The sequence below is a fragment of the Alkalibacillus aidingensis genome (genome assembly GCF_014595945.1).
Lineage (GTDB): Bacteria > Bacillota > Bacilli > Bacillales > Alkalibacillaceae > Alkalibacillus > Alkalibacillus aidingensis.
In genome coordinates, this window is sequence record NZ_JABXWU010000009.1 from 47,386 (window position 1) to 62,644 (window position 15,259).

Genomic DNA, 15,259 nt, shown 5'->3' on the forward strand with positions numbered 1-15,259 from the left:
TTGTTTAATTTCTAGAGCAGAACTCTAAAGTAATATATTATGAAAACTTTAATTCATAAATTTGAGTATCCAAGAATATCCATAATTATGACTTTTATTACAGAAGAGGTGAAGCACCATGAGATCAACGGCTCCTCAAGATTACACCTTATCTACCTTTCGAGCTTTAGCTAATACCCTGATTCCTCCCCCAACCAATCAAGATGAACTTGAATCCACACCAGGCGCTTCTGACATGTGTATATATGAGTATATCGTTTACGCTTTAGACCATTATATCCCTATACAAACTTATGTTTACCAAGGGAATATACCACTAGCACTCCCAACAGCGTTAATGATAAATGAAGCAGCACGGCAATATGCTTATACCAACCGACCACCTTTTTCCTACCAACAAGCGACACAGTCCAACCACCACTTCTTCTCCAGCCTGTCTAGACAAGATCGAATTCAAACATTGGCTCACTTAGAAGACCTTAATCTCGACCTCTATACACTACCCACCCCATTCCAGAACAATGCCGGGTTAATTAAACATGTAACTGACGCACTTAACCGTTTAACTTTATTTGGCTATTACTCAGAATGGTCTTCATATGGGTCAACTAGATTAAATCCACCTGATGAACGTTACCAAGAATTTTTCCCTTTGAGTTGGTACCACGTTGGTTATCCTGGCGTTTCGTTAGGATATCGTGATTTCAGAGGATTTTTATTAAGAATTAGACGAAATGAGGGTGGTCGATGAGTCGGAATCCTGATGTTATTGTGATTGGTTCTGGTGGTGGAGGCGCTGTTATTGCAAAAGAGCTTGGCGAAATAGGACTTAGTGTATGGGTCCTCGATGCTGGTCCGTGGTATGGAAACTGTAAATGGCCAAACCCTAACCAGCACCGAGGTGCAGAATCGAGTGACGATCCTAAAGATCTAGACGGGAACCTTTACAGAGAACAAATTACTAGACGTGAAGGCGATATGAACGATATAGTTACCGGAAAGTTTCGTTGGGGACCAGCCGATAGAAGACGGGGACCATGGTTTCGTAACATTCCTGACCAGGCGATCTTATGGCAAAATGCTGGTATAGGTGGCACGACTCTTCATTACTATAGTAATTCACCACGACCCTACCCGCATTCAATCAACCATCAGTGGCCCATTACATATGAAGAACTTATCCCGTATTTTGAAAAAGTAGAAGAAACACTACCCGTGGAATTCGCACCAACGACATCTAAAGAAGCCGTCTTTTATTATGGTGCAGAGCGATCCGGCTTTTCTCTTAATGACTCTTTAGACGTCTCAACAGTCGGATATCGCCCACAGCCAAACGCCATTCTTCCTCCTAACGAACATCTCATGGATCCGAATTATTCTCTAGAAGAACTAAGTCATATGGAAGGGTGTACACTAGCAGGCCACTGTGGTCAAGGTTGTCCATACGGCCCTTCCTTAGAAAAAATGGCTAAGCGATCAACGAATATCAGTTATGTTCCTTTGGCTTTAAAGACCAAAAAAGTGACCTTTAGGCCCAATGCATTCGTAACAAAAGTATTAACTGAAATGAATCCTTCTGGCGAACATCAAGCTGTTGGTGTACAGTTTAGAGATACTTGGACGGGTGAAACGGAGGAGGTCAATGCCAAAATAGTGGTGATGGCTGCCGGATGTATCGAAACACCACGCCTATGGTTAAACTCGGACTTACCCAATAACCCATGGGTCGGTAGAGGATTAACCAATCATTATATGGATACTGTAACCGGGACATTTGATGAGGATACATTAATGAACATATTAGGCCAACCAGAAATTAACCCATTTGTTGGACACACTTCAGGAGCAAGACTCGATTATCCTGGTGTTGGTATGATTGAGACCTTGGGTGAAAGTCCTGGCCTAACAGCTCAACAGCTATTCGGTTTCAGTCAAGCTGGTTATTATCAATATAACGATGCCTCAAAACCTGGTGGTAGGGTCGTCGGTGAACCATTAAAAGAAGACATGGGGGATTACCGAAGAACCCTCACTTTATTAGCTATTACAGAAGATGATGTACAATACCGCAATCGCGTGCAATTAGACCCCCATATTAAAGATGAACACGGTCACGTACCACTTGTCCACTACAAGCCAAGTCACCAAGATGAAAAGAAACGGGATTATTTAGTCGAGATCGCAACCAACATTTTAAAACATGCAGGAGCAAAAAGTGTGTACAGAAGCAATTTAGCTCCAAACTTATATATTCACCTAGAAAGCACAATGCGAATGGGATTTGTTGTCGACTCTTCATGTGAAGCTTATCAAGTTAATCGCCTATATATTGCCGATAATAGCGTTCATTATAACTCCGCTGGTGGTGTTAACCCTACATTAACAACCCAAGCACTTGCTACCCGTACAGCAGAGAAAATCGTTGAAAAGTATTTTTAGTAACGTGGGGGCGAGTTAACGACCGATTTAAAGCAATGAAGTCGACATATAACACCTCTTGGGAGACAGCTGTGGGCTTTGAGGTGGGCGCTCTTTTCCCGGTGACACCTCTCGGACGACGGTTTCGGGCTTTGAGGTGGGCGCTCTTTTCCCGGTGACACCTCTTAACGACCATTTCGGGCTTTGAGGCGGCCTCTCTTTTCCCGGTGACACCTCTCAAATGACGAACCCGGACTTTGAGACGAGCTCTCTTTTCCCGGTGACACCTCTCAAATGACGAACTCGGACTTTGAGACGAGCTCTCTCTTCCCGGTGACACCTCTCAAACGACCATTCCGGGCTTTGAGGCAAGCTCTCTCTTCCCGGTGACACCTCTCGGACGACCGCTCCGGGCTTTGAGGCGAGCTCTCTCTTCCCGGTGACACCTCTCAAACGACGAACCTGGGCTTTGAGACGGCCTCTCTTTTCCCGGTGACACCTCTCAAACGACGAACCCGGGCTTTGAGACGGCCTCTCTTTTCCCGGTGATACCTCTTAAACGACCATTCCGGGCTTTGAGGTGGCCTCTCTCTTCCCGGTGACACCTCTCAAACGACCGCTCCGGGCTTTGAGGCAAGCTCTCTCTTCCGGTGACACCTCTCAAATGACGAACCCGGGCTTTGAGACGAGCTCTCTCTTCCCGGTGACACCAATCAAGCAATACTTCTACGCCTTGAGAAAGTCAAACAATAAAAAAAGCGTGTGCGGCATGAAGCCGCACACGCTTTTTAATCGTTTATGGTCGTTTATTACTGAGCAACTACGTTAGCTGCTTGTGGTCCACGATCGCCTTCAACGATTTCAAATTCAACAGTTTGACCTTCTTCTAAAGTCTTGAAGCCTTCTGCTTGAATCGCTGAGAAGTGAACGAATACATCGTCGCCATCTTGACGCTCGATGAAACCGAAACCTTTTTCTGAGTTAAACCATTTTACTGTACCTGTCATTGAAATGACCTCCTTAAAATTACATTAAAACAATTGAATCTTGTTACTTGTAGACTTCTTTAAGAGAGGCCATTCAGTAAACATCGATATCAATCATTCGTACATTTATAACTTTACCCTTTTTCACAAAAAAATGCAAGCATAAACATTTATATTACAATTCTTTTTCATTTTGAGCTAGAGCTTGTACTATTGAAAACGACTGTGCTACAATTCATACTCGAAACGATTTATTTCAAACAACAAAGGATGTGTTAAAAAATGAAAAAAGTGCTAATTCTTTTCGTATTAGCTTTATTCTCTATTGTTATGGTAGCTTGTGGTGGTGGTGATGATACTGCTGAAGAAGAGACACCAGAAGTAGACCCAGAAGAAGAATTAACTGAAGAGGATTTAGACGTTGAAACTTCAGATGTTGATGAAGATGAAGTAGTCGCAACAGTGAACGGTGACGATATCTTAGGTGCAGAGCTAATTGAAAACGAAGCAATGGTTGGTCAACAATATGCAATGATGGGTATGGATCCTCAAGAAAATCCCGACATGATTCGTGAAGCAGCTCTTGATCAGCTAATCAACACTAAAATCATTCAACAAAATGCTATTGAAGAAGGCTTCGAGCCGTCTGATGAAGAATTAGAAGAAGAGTTCAATAACTTTGTTGAACAATTAAAAGAACAACATGAAACAGATAATGTAGAAGAAATTTATGAAGAATTTGAAGTAACTGAAGAAGAAGTGCGTGAAGATATTAAGATGGAAGTTGCTATGAACAACTACATGGAAGCTAATACAGAAGAAACAAGTGTAACTGAAGAAGAGATTGAACAAGCATATGATGACTATCTTGCTCAGGCCGAAGAAATGGAGATCGGCGAAGATGAAATTGAAGACCTTGACGAAATGAGAGAATCTCTAGAAGGTCAAGTTCAAGAACAAAAACAATCTGAACAAATGCAACAATTTATTGAAGATCTTCGTGATGAGAGCGACATTGAAATCTTAATATAATAAAAAAATCGAACGCTAAATCAAGCGTTCGATTTTTTTATTTTTTTAGCATCAGTAGCCACATAAATGATAAAGCCTGACGAAGTTCCTCTGATAAACTGTCTAGATGTTGTTGATGAACACCTTGCTTATAAACACCTTCTGAACCGACAACGGATAGCCCCAATTCTCCTGCTAACTTCTGGAATTCCCATGGCATCATGGTATTACAAATCACATCTTCACCATAAATTCTGCGATAGCTATTTGCTCGTGGGCCAGCTGTTGGTCCTAAGATTCCAAAGCACATATACCCACCTGGCTTAACCAATCTCATTAATTCTTTTAAAGCATTCGCTGGTGTCTCAGTCCACTCTATTGAATTAATCGCCATAAGATGGTCAAATTCACCGTCTTTAAAAGCAAGGTTCATCATATCCCCTTGCTGAAAATTTAATTGTTCCATTTCACCAGAGGCCCGTTCTTGGCATAGCGCGATCATTTCTTCTGACAAATCAACACCAGTTACATAATAACCTGCCTGCCATAGCTTATAAGAACCATAACCATCGCCACACCCTAAATCTAAAACACGTTCACCTTTTGGAACATACTTTTCAAAAAAAGGAATAATCGTTTTCCGGCTTCCTTCATCCCACATCTGACGGCTATTAGCATGCCAAAAAGAAGCCTTATCATTCCACTGCTTTTGCGCCTCGACATGCCACTTCGATTGATTAGTCATGATCAACACCCCTTTCATTTTCATTACCAATACGTAATCATTCCTCGCTTTTGACCATATTGTAATAAACCAATATAAGGGTCACCTTTTATTCCTAACACTTCACAAAACGCTGGCTCTGTTTTCATGCCTTGTTTCTTTAACCTTAGTATTTCATTTTGCATCCAAGGAAATTTCTCTAATAATCCTTTTTGAATCTTCATATGAAGATAAGCAAACTGTTTATGTACAGGCTTCTCTTGAGCAAAAAGTTCAAATTCAAACCCTTCATAAAAAAAGTTGGCCTTAAGCACTGGCAGTTCACGAATAACTAATTTTTTTAACTGAAAACCATATAAGTTACCATATAGTTTTTTTATTTGTGTTTCTAGTGGACCAAATTCATCAGCCTCCATAATCACATCTAAATCTGAATCCTCTACATCTATACCAAGGGGGATCGTCCCACATAATGTTGGCTGATAATTTGGTAAATCATCCAATATATTTAACTGTGTAATTACTTGATAAGCTCTTTTTTGCTTCTTTGTACCACTTTTTAAATACTCAATTGTGTTAATCATGATCTCACCTCAGTAATTACCATCTTTTACAGTTGAAAAAATTTCCTCATTACGAGCTTCCAAAATACAATGCTTTAATACAAAATCTCTACCACCATGCTTTTGATACCAATTCTTAACACGTTCTACATGCGCTTGGTCACTACGAACCTTACCTTCAATTTCAATATAATCACCGTAACTGTCATACTGCCAAATCGCAAAAATTTCCACAACACCATTTGTTTCCTTGGTCATCCATCTACCTACGAGTTTAGCCCCATATTTCAACTGGGTAGGTAGTAGTCGTTCATTGAAATGCTCATTAAATATTTGAACAAAATCTTTATGTACATGATAACTTTTTCTCCTGTAGAACATTATGTACCCCTCGCTCCCTAAAAATTAACAGCATTTAACATTATTCTAGAAAGCGAAAAGTAGTTCCTGCCTGATAAATGTTCAATTTGATAAAAATTTCACATTTTATTATTAGAAATGTGATTTATATCACAATTAAATGTTCGTATTCCTCTCATAATAATTAATAGACATAAAATTTGGAGGGTTACATACATGTTAACGAGCAATCAACAAGAGATTATCAAATCAACGGCTCCTGTACTAAGAGAATATGGTACAGACATTACAACTAGATTCTACAATCTACTATTCACCAATAATCCTGAACTATTAAACATCTTTAACCAAGCTAATCAAAAACAAGGAAAGCAACAAAGAGCTTTGGCTAATTCAATTATTGCTGCTGCTGAAAACATTGAGCAATTAGAGCAAATCATGCCTGTGGTTGAACAAATTGCTCATAAACACCGTAGTATCGGGATCTTACCAGAGCACTATCCACTAGTCGGTGAAAACTTATTACAAGCAATTAAGGATGTACTTGGAGACAATGCAACTGATGAGATTTTGAATGCTTGGGAAGCCGCATACAGTATCATTGCCGACATCTTTATCCAAGTTGAACAGAACATGTATCAGCAAGCAGAAGAGCAAGAAAATGGTTGGCAAGGTTACAAACCATTTTATATTGACCAAATTGTTATAGAAAGTGATGTCATTACGTCCTTTTATTTAAAGCCAGTAGACCAAAAGCCACTGCCAACCTTTGAACCTGGACAATACATTAGCGTACAATTATCCATCCCAGGTGAAACTTATCAACATGTGCGTCAATATAGCTTATCAGACCAACCAAACCAGGAGTACTATCGTATAAGCATTAAGCGTGAAGATGAAAATGATCCTAATGGTGTTGTATCTAATTATTTACACCATCAAGCAAAAGAAGGCGATGAGGTTCCGATTACGGTACCAGCAGGTGATTTCACTGTTGATTTATCAGATCAACAACCACTTGTCCTGATTAGTGGTGGCGTTGGGATCACACCCATGTTAAGTATGCTGAAGACTGTAACTGAAAAGCAACCTGAGCGAGAAGTAACTTTTATCCACGCAGCTAGAAATAGTGATGTTCATGCATTTAGTCAAGAGCTCTCAGCAATTGCAAAGGAAAATAATCAAGTACGCCTGTTAACTGTTTACTCCGATCCAACTGCTAATGACCGGGAACAAAAGTTATTTGACTATGAAGGGAAGATATCACTAGATTGGTTAAAACAAGAGCTAACAAGTTCAAACCAAGTATTCTATTTCTGTGGACCAAATACTTTCATGCAAACCATTCATGAATCTTTAACAGAATGGGGTACACCTGAAGACCAGATTCACTTTGAATTTTTCGGGCCAAAACAAGAGTTAAAAAGTAAGACATTAGTATAAAAAATAAGCATCGGACTTTCGAGATAACTTCTCGAGTCTGATGCTTTTTTCAATTAACCGTATTTTTGATATTTTAACTGTATTTCTCAGAATTTAACCGTATTCCTAAGAATTTAACCGTAAATCTAAAAAATTAACCGTATTTCCAATAATTTAACCGTATTTCTCACCCGAGAAAAGTTTACCTCTTCTCTTCACGAAGCTTTTCAATTCGGTGCTTAATGTCATCACGCACTTCACGAAATACTTGATTTACCTCTTCTTCTGTACCTTCTGCTTTGGCAGGGTCAAATAAGCCCCAATGTTCAGTTTTAACACCAGATGGAATCACTGGACAATTCTCTTTTGCATCACCACATAATGTCACAACCATCTTAGCTGAATTTAACAAATCACGGTCAATAACCTCTGATTGCTGATCTGTAATATCAATATCCATCTCGCGCATCATTTCAACAGCTTTTGGATTAACACCATGTGCTTCAATGCCCGCACTATGAACGTCCCACTCATCACCCAAGATTTGCTTTCCTAACCCTTCTGCCATTTGACTACGACAAGAGTTTCCAGTACACAAGAAATACAATATTGGTTTATTAAACATTTAAATCACCTCTTATAGATTAATTAACACTAATGAAACATACAGCCCTAGTAACGTAAAAGCTAATACAGGAATCGTTAGGATTAACCCAACTTTAAAATAGTAACCCCATGAAATGTGGATGCCTTTCTTAGATAAAACGTGTAACCATAATAGTGTGGCTAAAGAACCAATTGGCGTAATCTTTGGACCTAAATCACTACCAATAACATTCGCATAAATTAATGCCTCGCGAATCGTTCCTGTTGTATTGGTTTCAGCAATTGCTAGTGCATCAATCATGACAGTTGGCATATTATTCATCACAGATGATAATATCGCTGCCATAAAACCCATGGAAAAAGTAGCTGCCATTAAACCATGCTCTGCAGCACCATCAAGCACTTGCGCTAGCACATCTGTTAACCCAACATTTCTTAAACCATAAACGACCACATACATACCAATCGAGAAAAAGACAATTGCCCATGGCGCCCCTTTTATCACTTCTGTTGTCGGAACTGCAGGGCTTCTATTGGCTAGTATGAGGAAAATTAACGCAATCAATCCAGCAACAATTGAAACCGGCACATGTATAAATTCACTAACGAAATAACCAGCTAATAATACGGCTAAAACAACCCATGACAAGCGAAATAACCGTTCATCCTTTATGGCTTCCTTAGGTCTTTTTAATTCAGCTAAATCATAACTTTTCGGAATCGATTTTCTAAAGAATAAAAATAACACAATGATACTGGCGATCATAGAGAATAAGTTTGGAATAATCATTCTTAACATGTATTCCGTAAAGCCAATCTCAAAGAAATCTGCTGACACGATATTCACTAGGTTACTGATGATAAGTGGTAATGATGTCGTATCAGCAATAAATCCACTTGCCATTATAAAAGGTAAGATCATCGCTTCCTTAAAGTTAAGTGCTCGGACCATTGATAAGACAATCGGCGTTAAAATCAGAGCAGCACCATCATTCGCAAATAAAGCAGCAACTGCGGCACCCAAAAGGGTAACAAGAACAAACATCTTAATTCCGTTCCCCTTAGCAATACGGGCCATATGCAATGCCGACCACTCGAAGAATCCTATTTCATCAAGAATCAACGAAATAATGATAATGGCAACGAAAGCCAAAGTCGCATTCCAAACCAACCCTGTCACATCAGCAACATCCTGAAAACTAACGACGCCAAATATTAAGGCAACGATTGCCCCTGCACAGGCTGACCACCCGATACCAAGATTTTTAGGTTGCCAGATCACTAAAGTCAATGTTAATAAAAATATAGCTACAGCTATTGCAATATCCAACCTGAAACTCCCCTTCTATAATTCTGAATAATGATTATAACGAACATTCACAGTGGTTACCGTTATGAACACAATAGATACCAGTAATCACTTTTCTATTAATCACAAATAATGCGTAGATTTTTACGGTCAAGTTCTTCAAATTCATCATCAACACTAGGCAGTTCCTCAAGTAATTGATGAATCAATTCATAAGCTACGTGGTGCTCATTAATACGATAAAAAATCCATTTCCTCTTTCGATTTTCAACCACTAGATTTGCATCCCTCAACTTACGTAAATGCTGACTAATCGCTGGCTGCGACATGTCCAATAATTCAACCAACTCACAAACACAGCACTCACCCTTACTGACATACTGCATAATTGATAAACGCGTTGAATCACCTAGCAATTTCAGCACACGAGCCAATTCCTGGACATCGATTTTAGTCTTTTCCACCGTTTAACCACACCCTTGTATAAGTAAATGCTTATATGATTATATAAGTAACTTTAATATCCTGCAACAATCATTAAAATTCTTAATATGATCTTTACAAATCCAACAATTACTTAAAGCATAAAAAAACGTAACAGCAGGTTGTTAGCCTTCTGTTACGTTAGTCCACGTAAATTCAACGGAGCCTTCTATATCTTTTCCGTGGAAAATGATCGGTAAGTCTCCCGATTTTTCCGCTTCGAATTGGTATCGCCACTCATCTTCATCCCCTATGAAATCCATCGTACCAAGTCCACTAGAGTCTGGATGCATCTTTAATCCGTAAGGGCCTCCGTCTGAGATATCCCAATCAACAACAATTTCATAGTTATGATCTGCTTCGACCGGAATATCAACCAATTCCTCCCCATTAAATCGTTCAAATTTAGCTGTATACCGATTATCCTCATACTCATCAGCAAAGCCTTGTTTGATCGAAGGGTTCCATATTAAAATAATTGATAAAATTAATATAGCTGGAAACCCCATATAAAAAGGTCTTTTTCTCGTTTTCCTAGTGAAACGTTCAATAGGATAAAAGATGATAAAGGCAACCACTGTGAAAATACTACTATAAAGAACCATGTAAATATACCACATAATTGAATCAGCTAATACCGGAATATAAGTCACAAACCAGACAATCATTCCTGCCAACATATATAAAGAAACAAACATTCGCTTGGATTCATCTTCTAATTTAACAGCAACCCACTCAACGATATACGAAGAGATGACCAGATAAAAGACAAAAATTCCCCAAATAAGAGGATTAGAAAATAAATTGTAGGCCTCTGACAGATGGAACCCTGTATATACTAAATATACAATATATGATAACAAAAAGGTGATAAATGCTGACGCAATACGACTACTGAAGTGATGGAATTTACTCATTAACGCTCCTCCAATCCTGTTATTATCATACACCATTTTATTTATTTAGAAAATGTTCAAACATATAACTTACTTTATTTAAGATTTCGTACTATAATTTTCATGTAGTATTTTGATATACTAGAATGTACCTCAAACCAATAACAATGAGGTGTTAGATATGAAAAAAAGGGCTGAAAATATTGCCATTGTGGCTTGGGTCATTGCTTTAGTGGCCACATTAGGCTCACTGTATTTCTCGGAAATTCGCTTATATGAACCGTGTAAGCTTTGCTGGTACCAAAGAATTATTATGTACCCCCTCGTATTAATCTACCTAATTGGGGTCATCATTAAAGACAAAAAGGTATTTATCTATGGAATGGTGTTTTCATCTATAGGGTTGTTAGTTTCTTGGTATCATTACGCGATTCAAAAGCTTCCGTTTTTCCAAGATTCCGCACCATCATGTGGACAAGTGTCTTGTATAGGAGCGTATATAAACTGGGGCGGCTTTATAACGATTCCATTCTTAGCAGGAATTGCTTTCACATTAATTTTAATTACGAGTATTGTTGGCTTTAAATATCTGAAGGAGGAATAACATGAAGAAATTAATCATTTTTGGTTCTGTAATCGTCGTGTTTTTCGTCGCCATTGCCCTATTAACAAATGCTTCACAAACAGTAACTGTTGAAGATAATCCTTATGGTAAAGATAGTCTAGAACGGGAAACCGCCGAATTACTAGATGATCCTAATTATCAAAACATTATCCTGCCCGAAGAGTTAGATACACAATTGGAAGAAGAGGATGAAGTTACGGTTTACTTCTATAGTCCAACTTGTGAATATTGTCAAGAAACCACGCCAAGGCTAGCTCCATTAGCAGAGGAAATGGGGGTTGACCTGGTTCAATATAATCTACTTGAGTTCGAGGAAGGCTGGAACGATTATGATGTTGATAGCACACCTACTCTCGTTCACTATGAGGATGGAGAAGAAGTACAGAGAATCGTTGGCGCTGCACCTAACGAAGACTACGAAGCTTTCTTTAACACATATGTACTTGACTAATTAAAAGACTGGTCAGCAGAAGAGAATAACTCTTCACTGACCAGTTTTTTCATTTGGAGAACTCTCATCGTGATCTTGTTGATCTTCACTAGTAGGTAATGGATCTACCTTATGCTCATAAGCGTAACCTTTAGAAATAGCAATAATCGTTAAGATCAAGACAAAGATAACAATAACAATAGATAAAATAATCACGTAAATCATGTTCTGGCTCCTTAAAACAGCTATTTTACTCTATTATAAAACGGTAAACAAAACTATGACAACTAGATATCACATTATTCATTAAGTGCTTTAGCCGCTAATTGGTCAAGGACTTGATCATCCATAGGAGGGTTATGGAGACCAGCACGAATATCACGATAATAACGTTCAAAATCAAATGACTTCGACAAGCCACGTCCACCTGCAATTCGCAAGGCAAGGTCAACTACTCTTTGTGCATCATTGGTTACATTCACTTTGACAACAGCCAATTCACTAGCCAATAACGGACGTTGATCTGGATTCTCATCCCAGCGCCTAGCAATATCATACAAAAAGTGTCGAGATCGCATTAACAACATACTCATCTCTCCAATTTTCTGGCGAATATGACTGACTTTAGAGATCGTATGGTTAAGACTATTAGGTTTAAAGTTATTGGCAAATTCCACAGCATCATCAAACGCTGCTTGCGCGATCCCTAAATAACAAGCTGGGATATGTAGAAGCCATGCTTTTGGTAAAGGCTTCTGATCCCCTAATCGATCAACTAAACAACTTGAGTCAATTGCCACTTGCTCCAGAATCAGATCATCACTTCCAGTTCCTCTCATCCCTAATGTATCCCAAGTATGATCAACCTTGACTCCTTCTTTTAACATATCAACTAAAAACCATGCTGCTTGATCTTCACCATCAATAGTCGCCGAGACCAAAGCATAGTCTAATTTTTCCGCCATTGTGGTAAATGTCTTTTGACCAGTCAGGATATACTCATCGCCATCCAAAATCGCTGTCGTTTCAGGCATTCCACCTCTTGTGGGGCTTCCTGTGTTTTTTTCAGTCGATGCCCGATTAAAAAGCTTCTGCCTACTAGCCTCTTGGGCGATAAATTCATAATTTTCATCTCTCCAAAGTCCTTCTTGTTTTAATTCCATTAATAACCCTAAATGCCAACCGACAGATAGTGCTGTTGCTCCATCACCTTCAGCAATTTTCTCCTGCATTAGTAACCACTCATATAAAGATAAATCCTCACCACCATAACTTTCAGGTAATACAATAGATAAATAACGGTGGCTTTTTAGTGTTTTTAACGTTTGGTCTAAAAAGCGAGCCTCACGATCCGATTGTTTCGCATATGGCTTAATCTTCTCTGAAAGGTCCGTTGCTCTCTCATACAAACTTCTTACCCGTTCATTTCCAAGGAATATTTGGTTATTCACACTCACCTTTAAGACTCCCTTCCGTATATATATAAGTTATCATATGTAATTACTCTGATTTAGGATATGATAAACGCACAGATTTTTAAAGGAAAACACCTTTATACATAACGAGAATATTTTGGTTTAAAATCACCCATGCTATGGCTTGAGGTGATTTTATGAATTTATTCTTAAAAGTTGTTCTGTCAAGTCTGTGTATTTTTCTTTATTCCACAACTAACCTGAGCTTACAGGCGACTAGTGATGAAGGTATGAGCGTTCACGAGCTCTATCAATCAATGGGATATATTGACCATGATCTAGCTGTACAGGAATACCAACAAGAAATCGGAGACAATATAGATTTGCCAAAGACCTTACCCTTCGAACCAGATTTACAACTAGGTAAAACAAACGATGATAAGTTGACACTAGCTTTTACAGATGAAGACCAAAGGCAGTTCTTTCAAATTTATGTAGAACGTAAACCACTTGAGAAAAAACCGATCGAAAGTGAAACTCATGAATTAATTAATGGAACTGAAGTTTATATACAACATGTTGGGCCCAGTCCAGATGAGTCTCAGGTGACGTGGTTATTTTTTGAAAAAGACGAACTCACCTATAGTTTGTCTTTGAATCACGAGGATACAAGTGCCAATAGGAGTAAATTAATGGAGATAGCTGAGTCCATCTAAGCATTAAGACCAAGCAGCTCACTCATGCTGCTTGGTCTTCTTTTTGTTTTAACCTTAACAGTTTTGGTTTATTGGCTAATAAGACTAACCCAATAATTAGACATAAGAGTCCAATGCCTGAGAGAATTGTCAGTGGCTCTCCCAATAAGAAAATGCCTAGGACTGCAGCTGTAACAGGTTCTGCAAGTGCTAGAGTCACCGCCATAGAAGCTTGCACGCCCATAAGTCCGCGAGCGAATGATAAGTACGCAACAGCAGTTGCAAGGAGACCTAAATGCAGCATGGAAATAGTTCCAGATAACTGCATCACCCACCCTAAGTCATAGACAAATAAGATCGGGAGTAAGAACACCGCAGCCGTGCTAAAAACGATAGCAACTACCACATCAGAAGAATAATTGGTGACTAAGTCTTTACTAACAAAGGTATAAATCGCAAAAGCTAATCCAGCCATTAGTGAAAACAGCATACCTAACGGATTGAACACAATTTGCCCATCAGATTGAAATAATAACACACAACCAAAAATCGCTAACATCGTTGAGACTAGCCATACCCAGTCAGGCAAGCGCTTATAGATCAAGCCTTCCATTAAACCAGCAAAAATAGGCGCACTACAAATTGCAACTACCGTGCCAATTGCAACACCCGTTAAGTCCACACCCGAGAAGAAAAATGGTTGATACAATGCCATAGCTAATGCGCTAACAAGTAGTGCCTTTTTAGGAATTCCCTTAATCGACAATCGTTTCTGAAAGAACACTAATAAAAATAAAGAGCCTCCACCGATCAATAAGCGCAATGCGCCTACAACAAGAGGTGTTGACTCTTCTGGTGCTAAAGCTTGTGCAGTCCCTGTTGTCCCCCATAAAATCGCGCCAAATAGCACGAGAAGAACACTATTTCTCAATCAAATCACTACCTTTATATCCGTTTCCTTGGCAAATGTCGTTCAAAGCGAATAAATGAGTAAGCACGCATCAATAAAACTAAACTTAAAACGACAATCAATGGAATTTTAATATAAGCAACCTCGGCAAAATAGACCATAATTAAACCTACTAGAGTCATCAAGGTTAGGAAATTGGCATACCTACCATTAAGTGGGGTATTGCTTACCACTAAAGAAGAAACCGACTTGATCTTTTCAATATAGCAGCTACCACAAAAAGCACCGATACTAAAAAATATTTGCATCGTGTATAATTCTTTCCTCGATTCAATTTGCTTTCTGCATTTTTGGCAATATACTTTTCTCATATTTTCACCTACGATAGTCTATTTATCTATGTATA

The 15,259-nt window shown here is 38.8% G+C and carries 19 protein-coding genes; 7 read left to right on the plus strand and 12 right to left on the minus strand.

Annotation, left to right across the window (positions count from 1 at the left end; genetic code table 11):
- The first annotated feature begins 118 nt into the window (after nt 1-118).
- The gene (locus tag HWQ49_RS11850) at nt 119-751 is read left to right on the plus strand and encodes a hypothetical protein (RefSeq protein ID WP_188207836.1); all 633 of its coding nucleotides are present in this window, start codon (nt 119-121) and stop codon (nt 749-751) included.
- On the plus strand, nt 748-2,439 hold the full coding sequence (locus HWQ49_RS11855; RefSeq protein ID WP_188207837.1) for a GMC family oxidoreductase N-terminal domain-containing protein: 1,692 nt from the start codon (nt 748-750) through the stop codon (nt 2,437-2,439). Before HWQ49_RS11850 ends, HWQ49_RS11855 begins: the two co-directional genes overlap by 4 nt.
- Nucleotides 2,440-3,227: 788 nt before the next feature.
- On the opposite strand, the gene HWQ49_RS11860 is transcribed toward HWQ49_RS11855, so the two are convergent.
- Nucleotides 3,228-3,425 carry a cold shock domain-containing protein gene (locus HWQ49_RS11860; RefSeq protein ID WP_188207838.1) on the minus strand — a complete coding sequence of 66 codons (198 nt, stop codon included), beginning with the start codon at nt 3,423-3,425 and terminating at the stop codon, nt 3,228-3,230.
- A 261-nt stretch (nt 3,426-3,686) separates the two neighbouring features.
- Between HWQ49_RS11860 and HWQ49_RS11865 the strand changes: the two genes are divergently transcribed.
- The gene (locus tag HWQ49_RS11865) at nt 3,687-4,436 is read left to right on the plus strand and encodes a SurA N-terminal domain-containing protein (RefSeq protein WP_188207839.1); all 750 of its coding nucleotides are present in this window, start codon (nt 3,687-3,689) and stop codon (nt 4,434-4,436) included.
- 37 nt (nt 4,437-4,473) lie between these two features.
- Here the strand turns inward: HWQ49_RS11865 and HWQ49_RS11870 are convergent, their stop codons facing one another.
- Genes HWQ49_RS11870 through HWQ49_RS11880 form a run of 3 tightly spaced genes read right to left on the minus strand, consistent with a single transcriptional unit; the run spans nt 4,474 to nt 6,083 of the window.
- Nucleotides 4,474-5,160, minus strand: coding sequence for a class I SAM-dependent methyltransferase (locus HWQ49_RS11870; RefSeq protein WP_223155155.1), 687 nt, complete (start codon nt 5,158-5,160; stop codon nt 4,474-4,476).
- A gap of 23 nt (nt 5,161-5,183) precedes the next feature.
- Nucleotides 5,184-5,723 carry a DUF4269 domain-containing protein gene (locus HWQ49_RS11875; protein ID WP_188207840.1) on the minus strand — a complete coding sequence of 180 codons (540 nt, stop codon included), beginning with the start codon at nt 5,721-5,723 and terminating at the stop codon, nt 5,184-5,186.
- Between the two features lie 9 nt (nt 5,724-5,732).
- Nucleotides 5,733-6,083, minus strand: coding sequence for an NIPSNAP family protein (locus HWQ49_RS11880; RefSeq protein WP_188207841.1), 351 nt, complete (start codon nt 6,081-6,083; stop codon nt 5,733-5,735).
- A gap of 195 nt (nt 6,084-6,278) precedes the next feature.
- Here HWQ49_RS11880 and hmpA point away from each other — a divergent pair, with 195 nt between their 5' ends.
- Nucleotides 6,279-7,505: an NO-inducible flavohemoprotein gene (gene hmpA, locus HWQ49_RS11885; protein WP_188207842.1), complete on the plus strand. Its 1,227-nt coding sequence runs from the start codon at nt 6,279-6,281 to the stop codon at nt 7,503-7,505.
- Nucleotides 7,506-7,686: 181 nt separating this feature from the next.
- Here the strand turns inward: hmpA and arsC are convergent, their stop codons facing one another.
- The 4 genes from arsC to HWQ49_RS11905 all read right to left on the minus strand — a co-directional run bounded on the left by arsC (nt 7,687) and on the right by HWQ49_RS11905 (nt 10,799).
- The gene (arsC, locus tag HWQ49_RS11890; protein WP_188207843.1) at nt 7,687-8,109 is read right to left on the minus strand and encodes an arsenate reductase (thioredoxin); all 423 of its coding nucleotides are present in this window, start codon (nt 8,107-8,109) and stop codon (nt 7,687-7,689) included.
- A gap of 12 nt (nt 8,110-8,121) precedes the next feature.
- Complete coding sequence (locus tag HWQ49_RS11895) at nt 8,122-9,420, minus strand: arsenic transporter (RefSeq protein WP_223155156.1); 1,299 nt, start codon at nt 9,418-9,420, stop codon at nt 8,122-8,124.
- A gap of 98 nt (nt 9,421-9,518) precedes the next feature.
- Nucleotides 9,519-9,863 carry an ArsR/SmtB family transcription factor gene (locus HWQ49_RS11900; RefSeq protein ID WP_188207844.1) on the minus strand — a complete coding sequence of 115 codons (345 nt, stop codon included), beginning with the start codon at nt 9,861-9,863 and terminating at the stop codon, nt 9,519-9,521.
- 144 nt (nt 9,864-10,007) lie between these two features.
- Complete coding sequence (locus HWQ49_RS11905; RefSeq protein WP_188207845.1) at nt 10,008-10,799, minus strand: hypothetical protein; 792 nt, start codon at nt 10,797-10,799, stop codon at nt 10,008-10,010.
- Nucleotides 10,800-10,959: 160 nt separating this feature from the next.
- Here HWQ49_RS11905 and HWQ49_RS11910 point away from each other — a divergent pair, with 160 nt between their 5' ends.
- Nucleotides 10,960-11,382 (plus strand): disulfide oxidoreductase, encoded by a 423-nt coding sequence (locus HWQ49_RS11910; RefSeq protein ID WP_188207846.1) that lies wholly within the window; start codon nt 10,960-10,962, stop codon nt 11,380-11,382.
- A 1-nt stretch (nt 11,383) separates the two neighbouring features.
- Nucleotides 11,384-11,854: a thioredoxin family protein gene (locus tag HWQ49_RS11915; protein ID WP_188207847.1), complete on the plus strand. Its 471-nt coding sequence runs from the start codon at nt 11,384-11,386 to the stop codon at nt 11,852-11,854.
- A 33-nt stretch (nt 11,855-11,887) separates the two neighbouring features.
- Here the strand turns inward: HWQ49_RS11915 and ytzI are convergent, their stop codons facing one another.
- Nucleotides 11,888-12,058: a YtzI protein gene (gene ytzI / locus HWQ49_RS11920; protein ID WP_188207848.1), complete on the minus strand. Its 171-nt coding sequence runs from the start codon at nt 12,056-12,058 to the stop codon at nt 11,888-11,890.
- Nucleotides 12,059-12,132: 74 nt separating this feature from the next.
- The gene (locus HWQ49_RS11925; RefSeq protein ID WP_188207849.1) at nt 12,133-13,290 is read right to left on the minus strand and encodes an acyl-CoA dehydrogenase family protein; all 1,158 of its coding nucleotides are present in this window, start codon (nt 13,288-13,290) and stop codon (nt 12,133-12,135) included.
- A gap of 155 nt (nt 13,291-13,445) precedes the next feature.
- Between HWQ49_RS11925 and HWQ49_RS11930 the strand changes: the two genes are divergently transcribed.
- On the plus strand, nt 13,446-13,964 hold the full coding sequence (locus HWQ49_RS11930) for a hypothetical protein (RefSeq protein WP_188207850.1): 519 nt from the start codon (nt 13,446-13,448) through the stop codon (nt 13,962-13,964).
- 22 nt (nt 13,965-13,986) lie between these two features.
- Here the strand turns inward: HWQ49_RS11930 and HWQ49_RS11935 are convergent, their stop codons facing one another.
- Together HWQ49_RS11935 and HWQ49_RS11940 are read right to left on the minus strand one after the other, a co-directional pair.
- The gene (locus HWQ49_RS11935; RefSeq protein ID WP_188207851.1) at nt 13,987-14,874 is read right to left on the minus strand and encodes a DMT family transporter; all 888 of its coding nucleotides are present in this window, start codon (nt 14,872-14,874) and stop codon (nt 13,987-13,989) included.
- A 14-nt stretch (nt 14,875-14,888) separates the two neighbouring features.
- The gene (locus HWQ49_RS11940) at nt 14,889-15,224 is read right to left on the minus strand and encodes a hypothetical protein (protein ID WP_188207852.1); all 336 of its coding nucleotides are present in this window, start codon (nt 15,222-15,224) and stop codon (nt 14,889-14,891) included.
- Nucleotides 15,225-15,259: the final 35 nt, after the last annotated feature.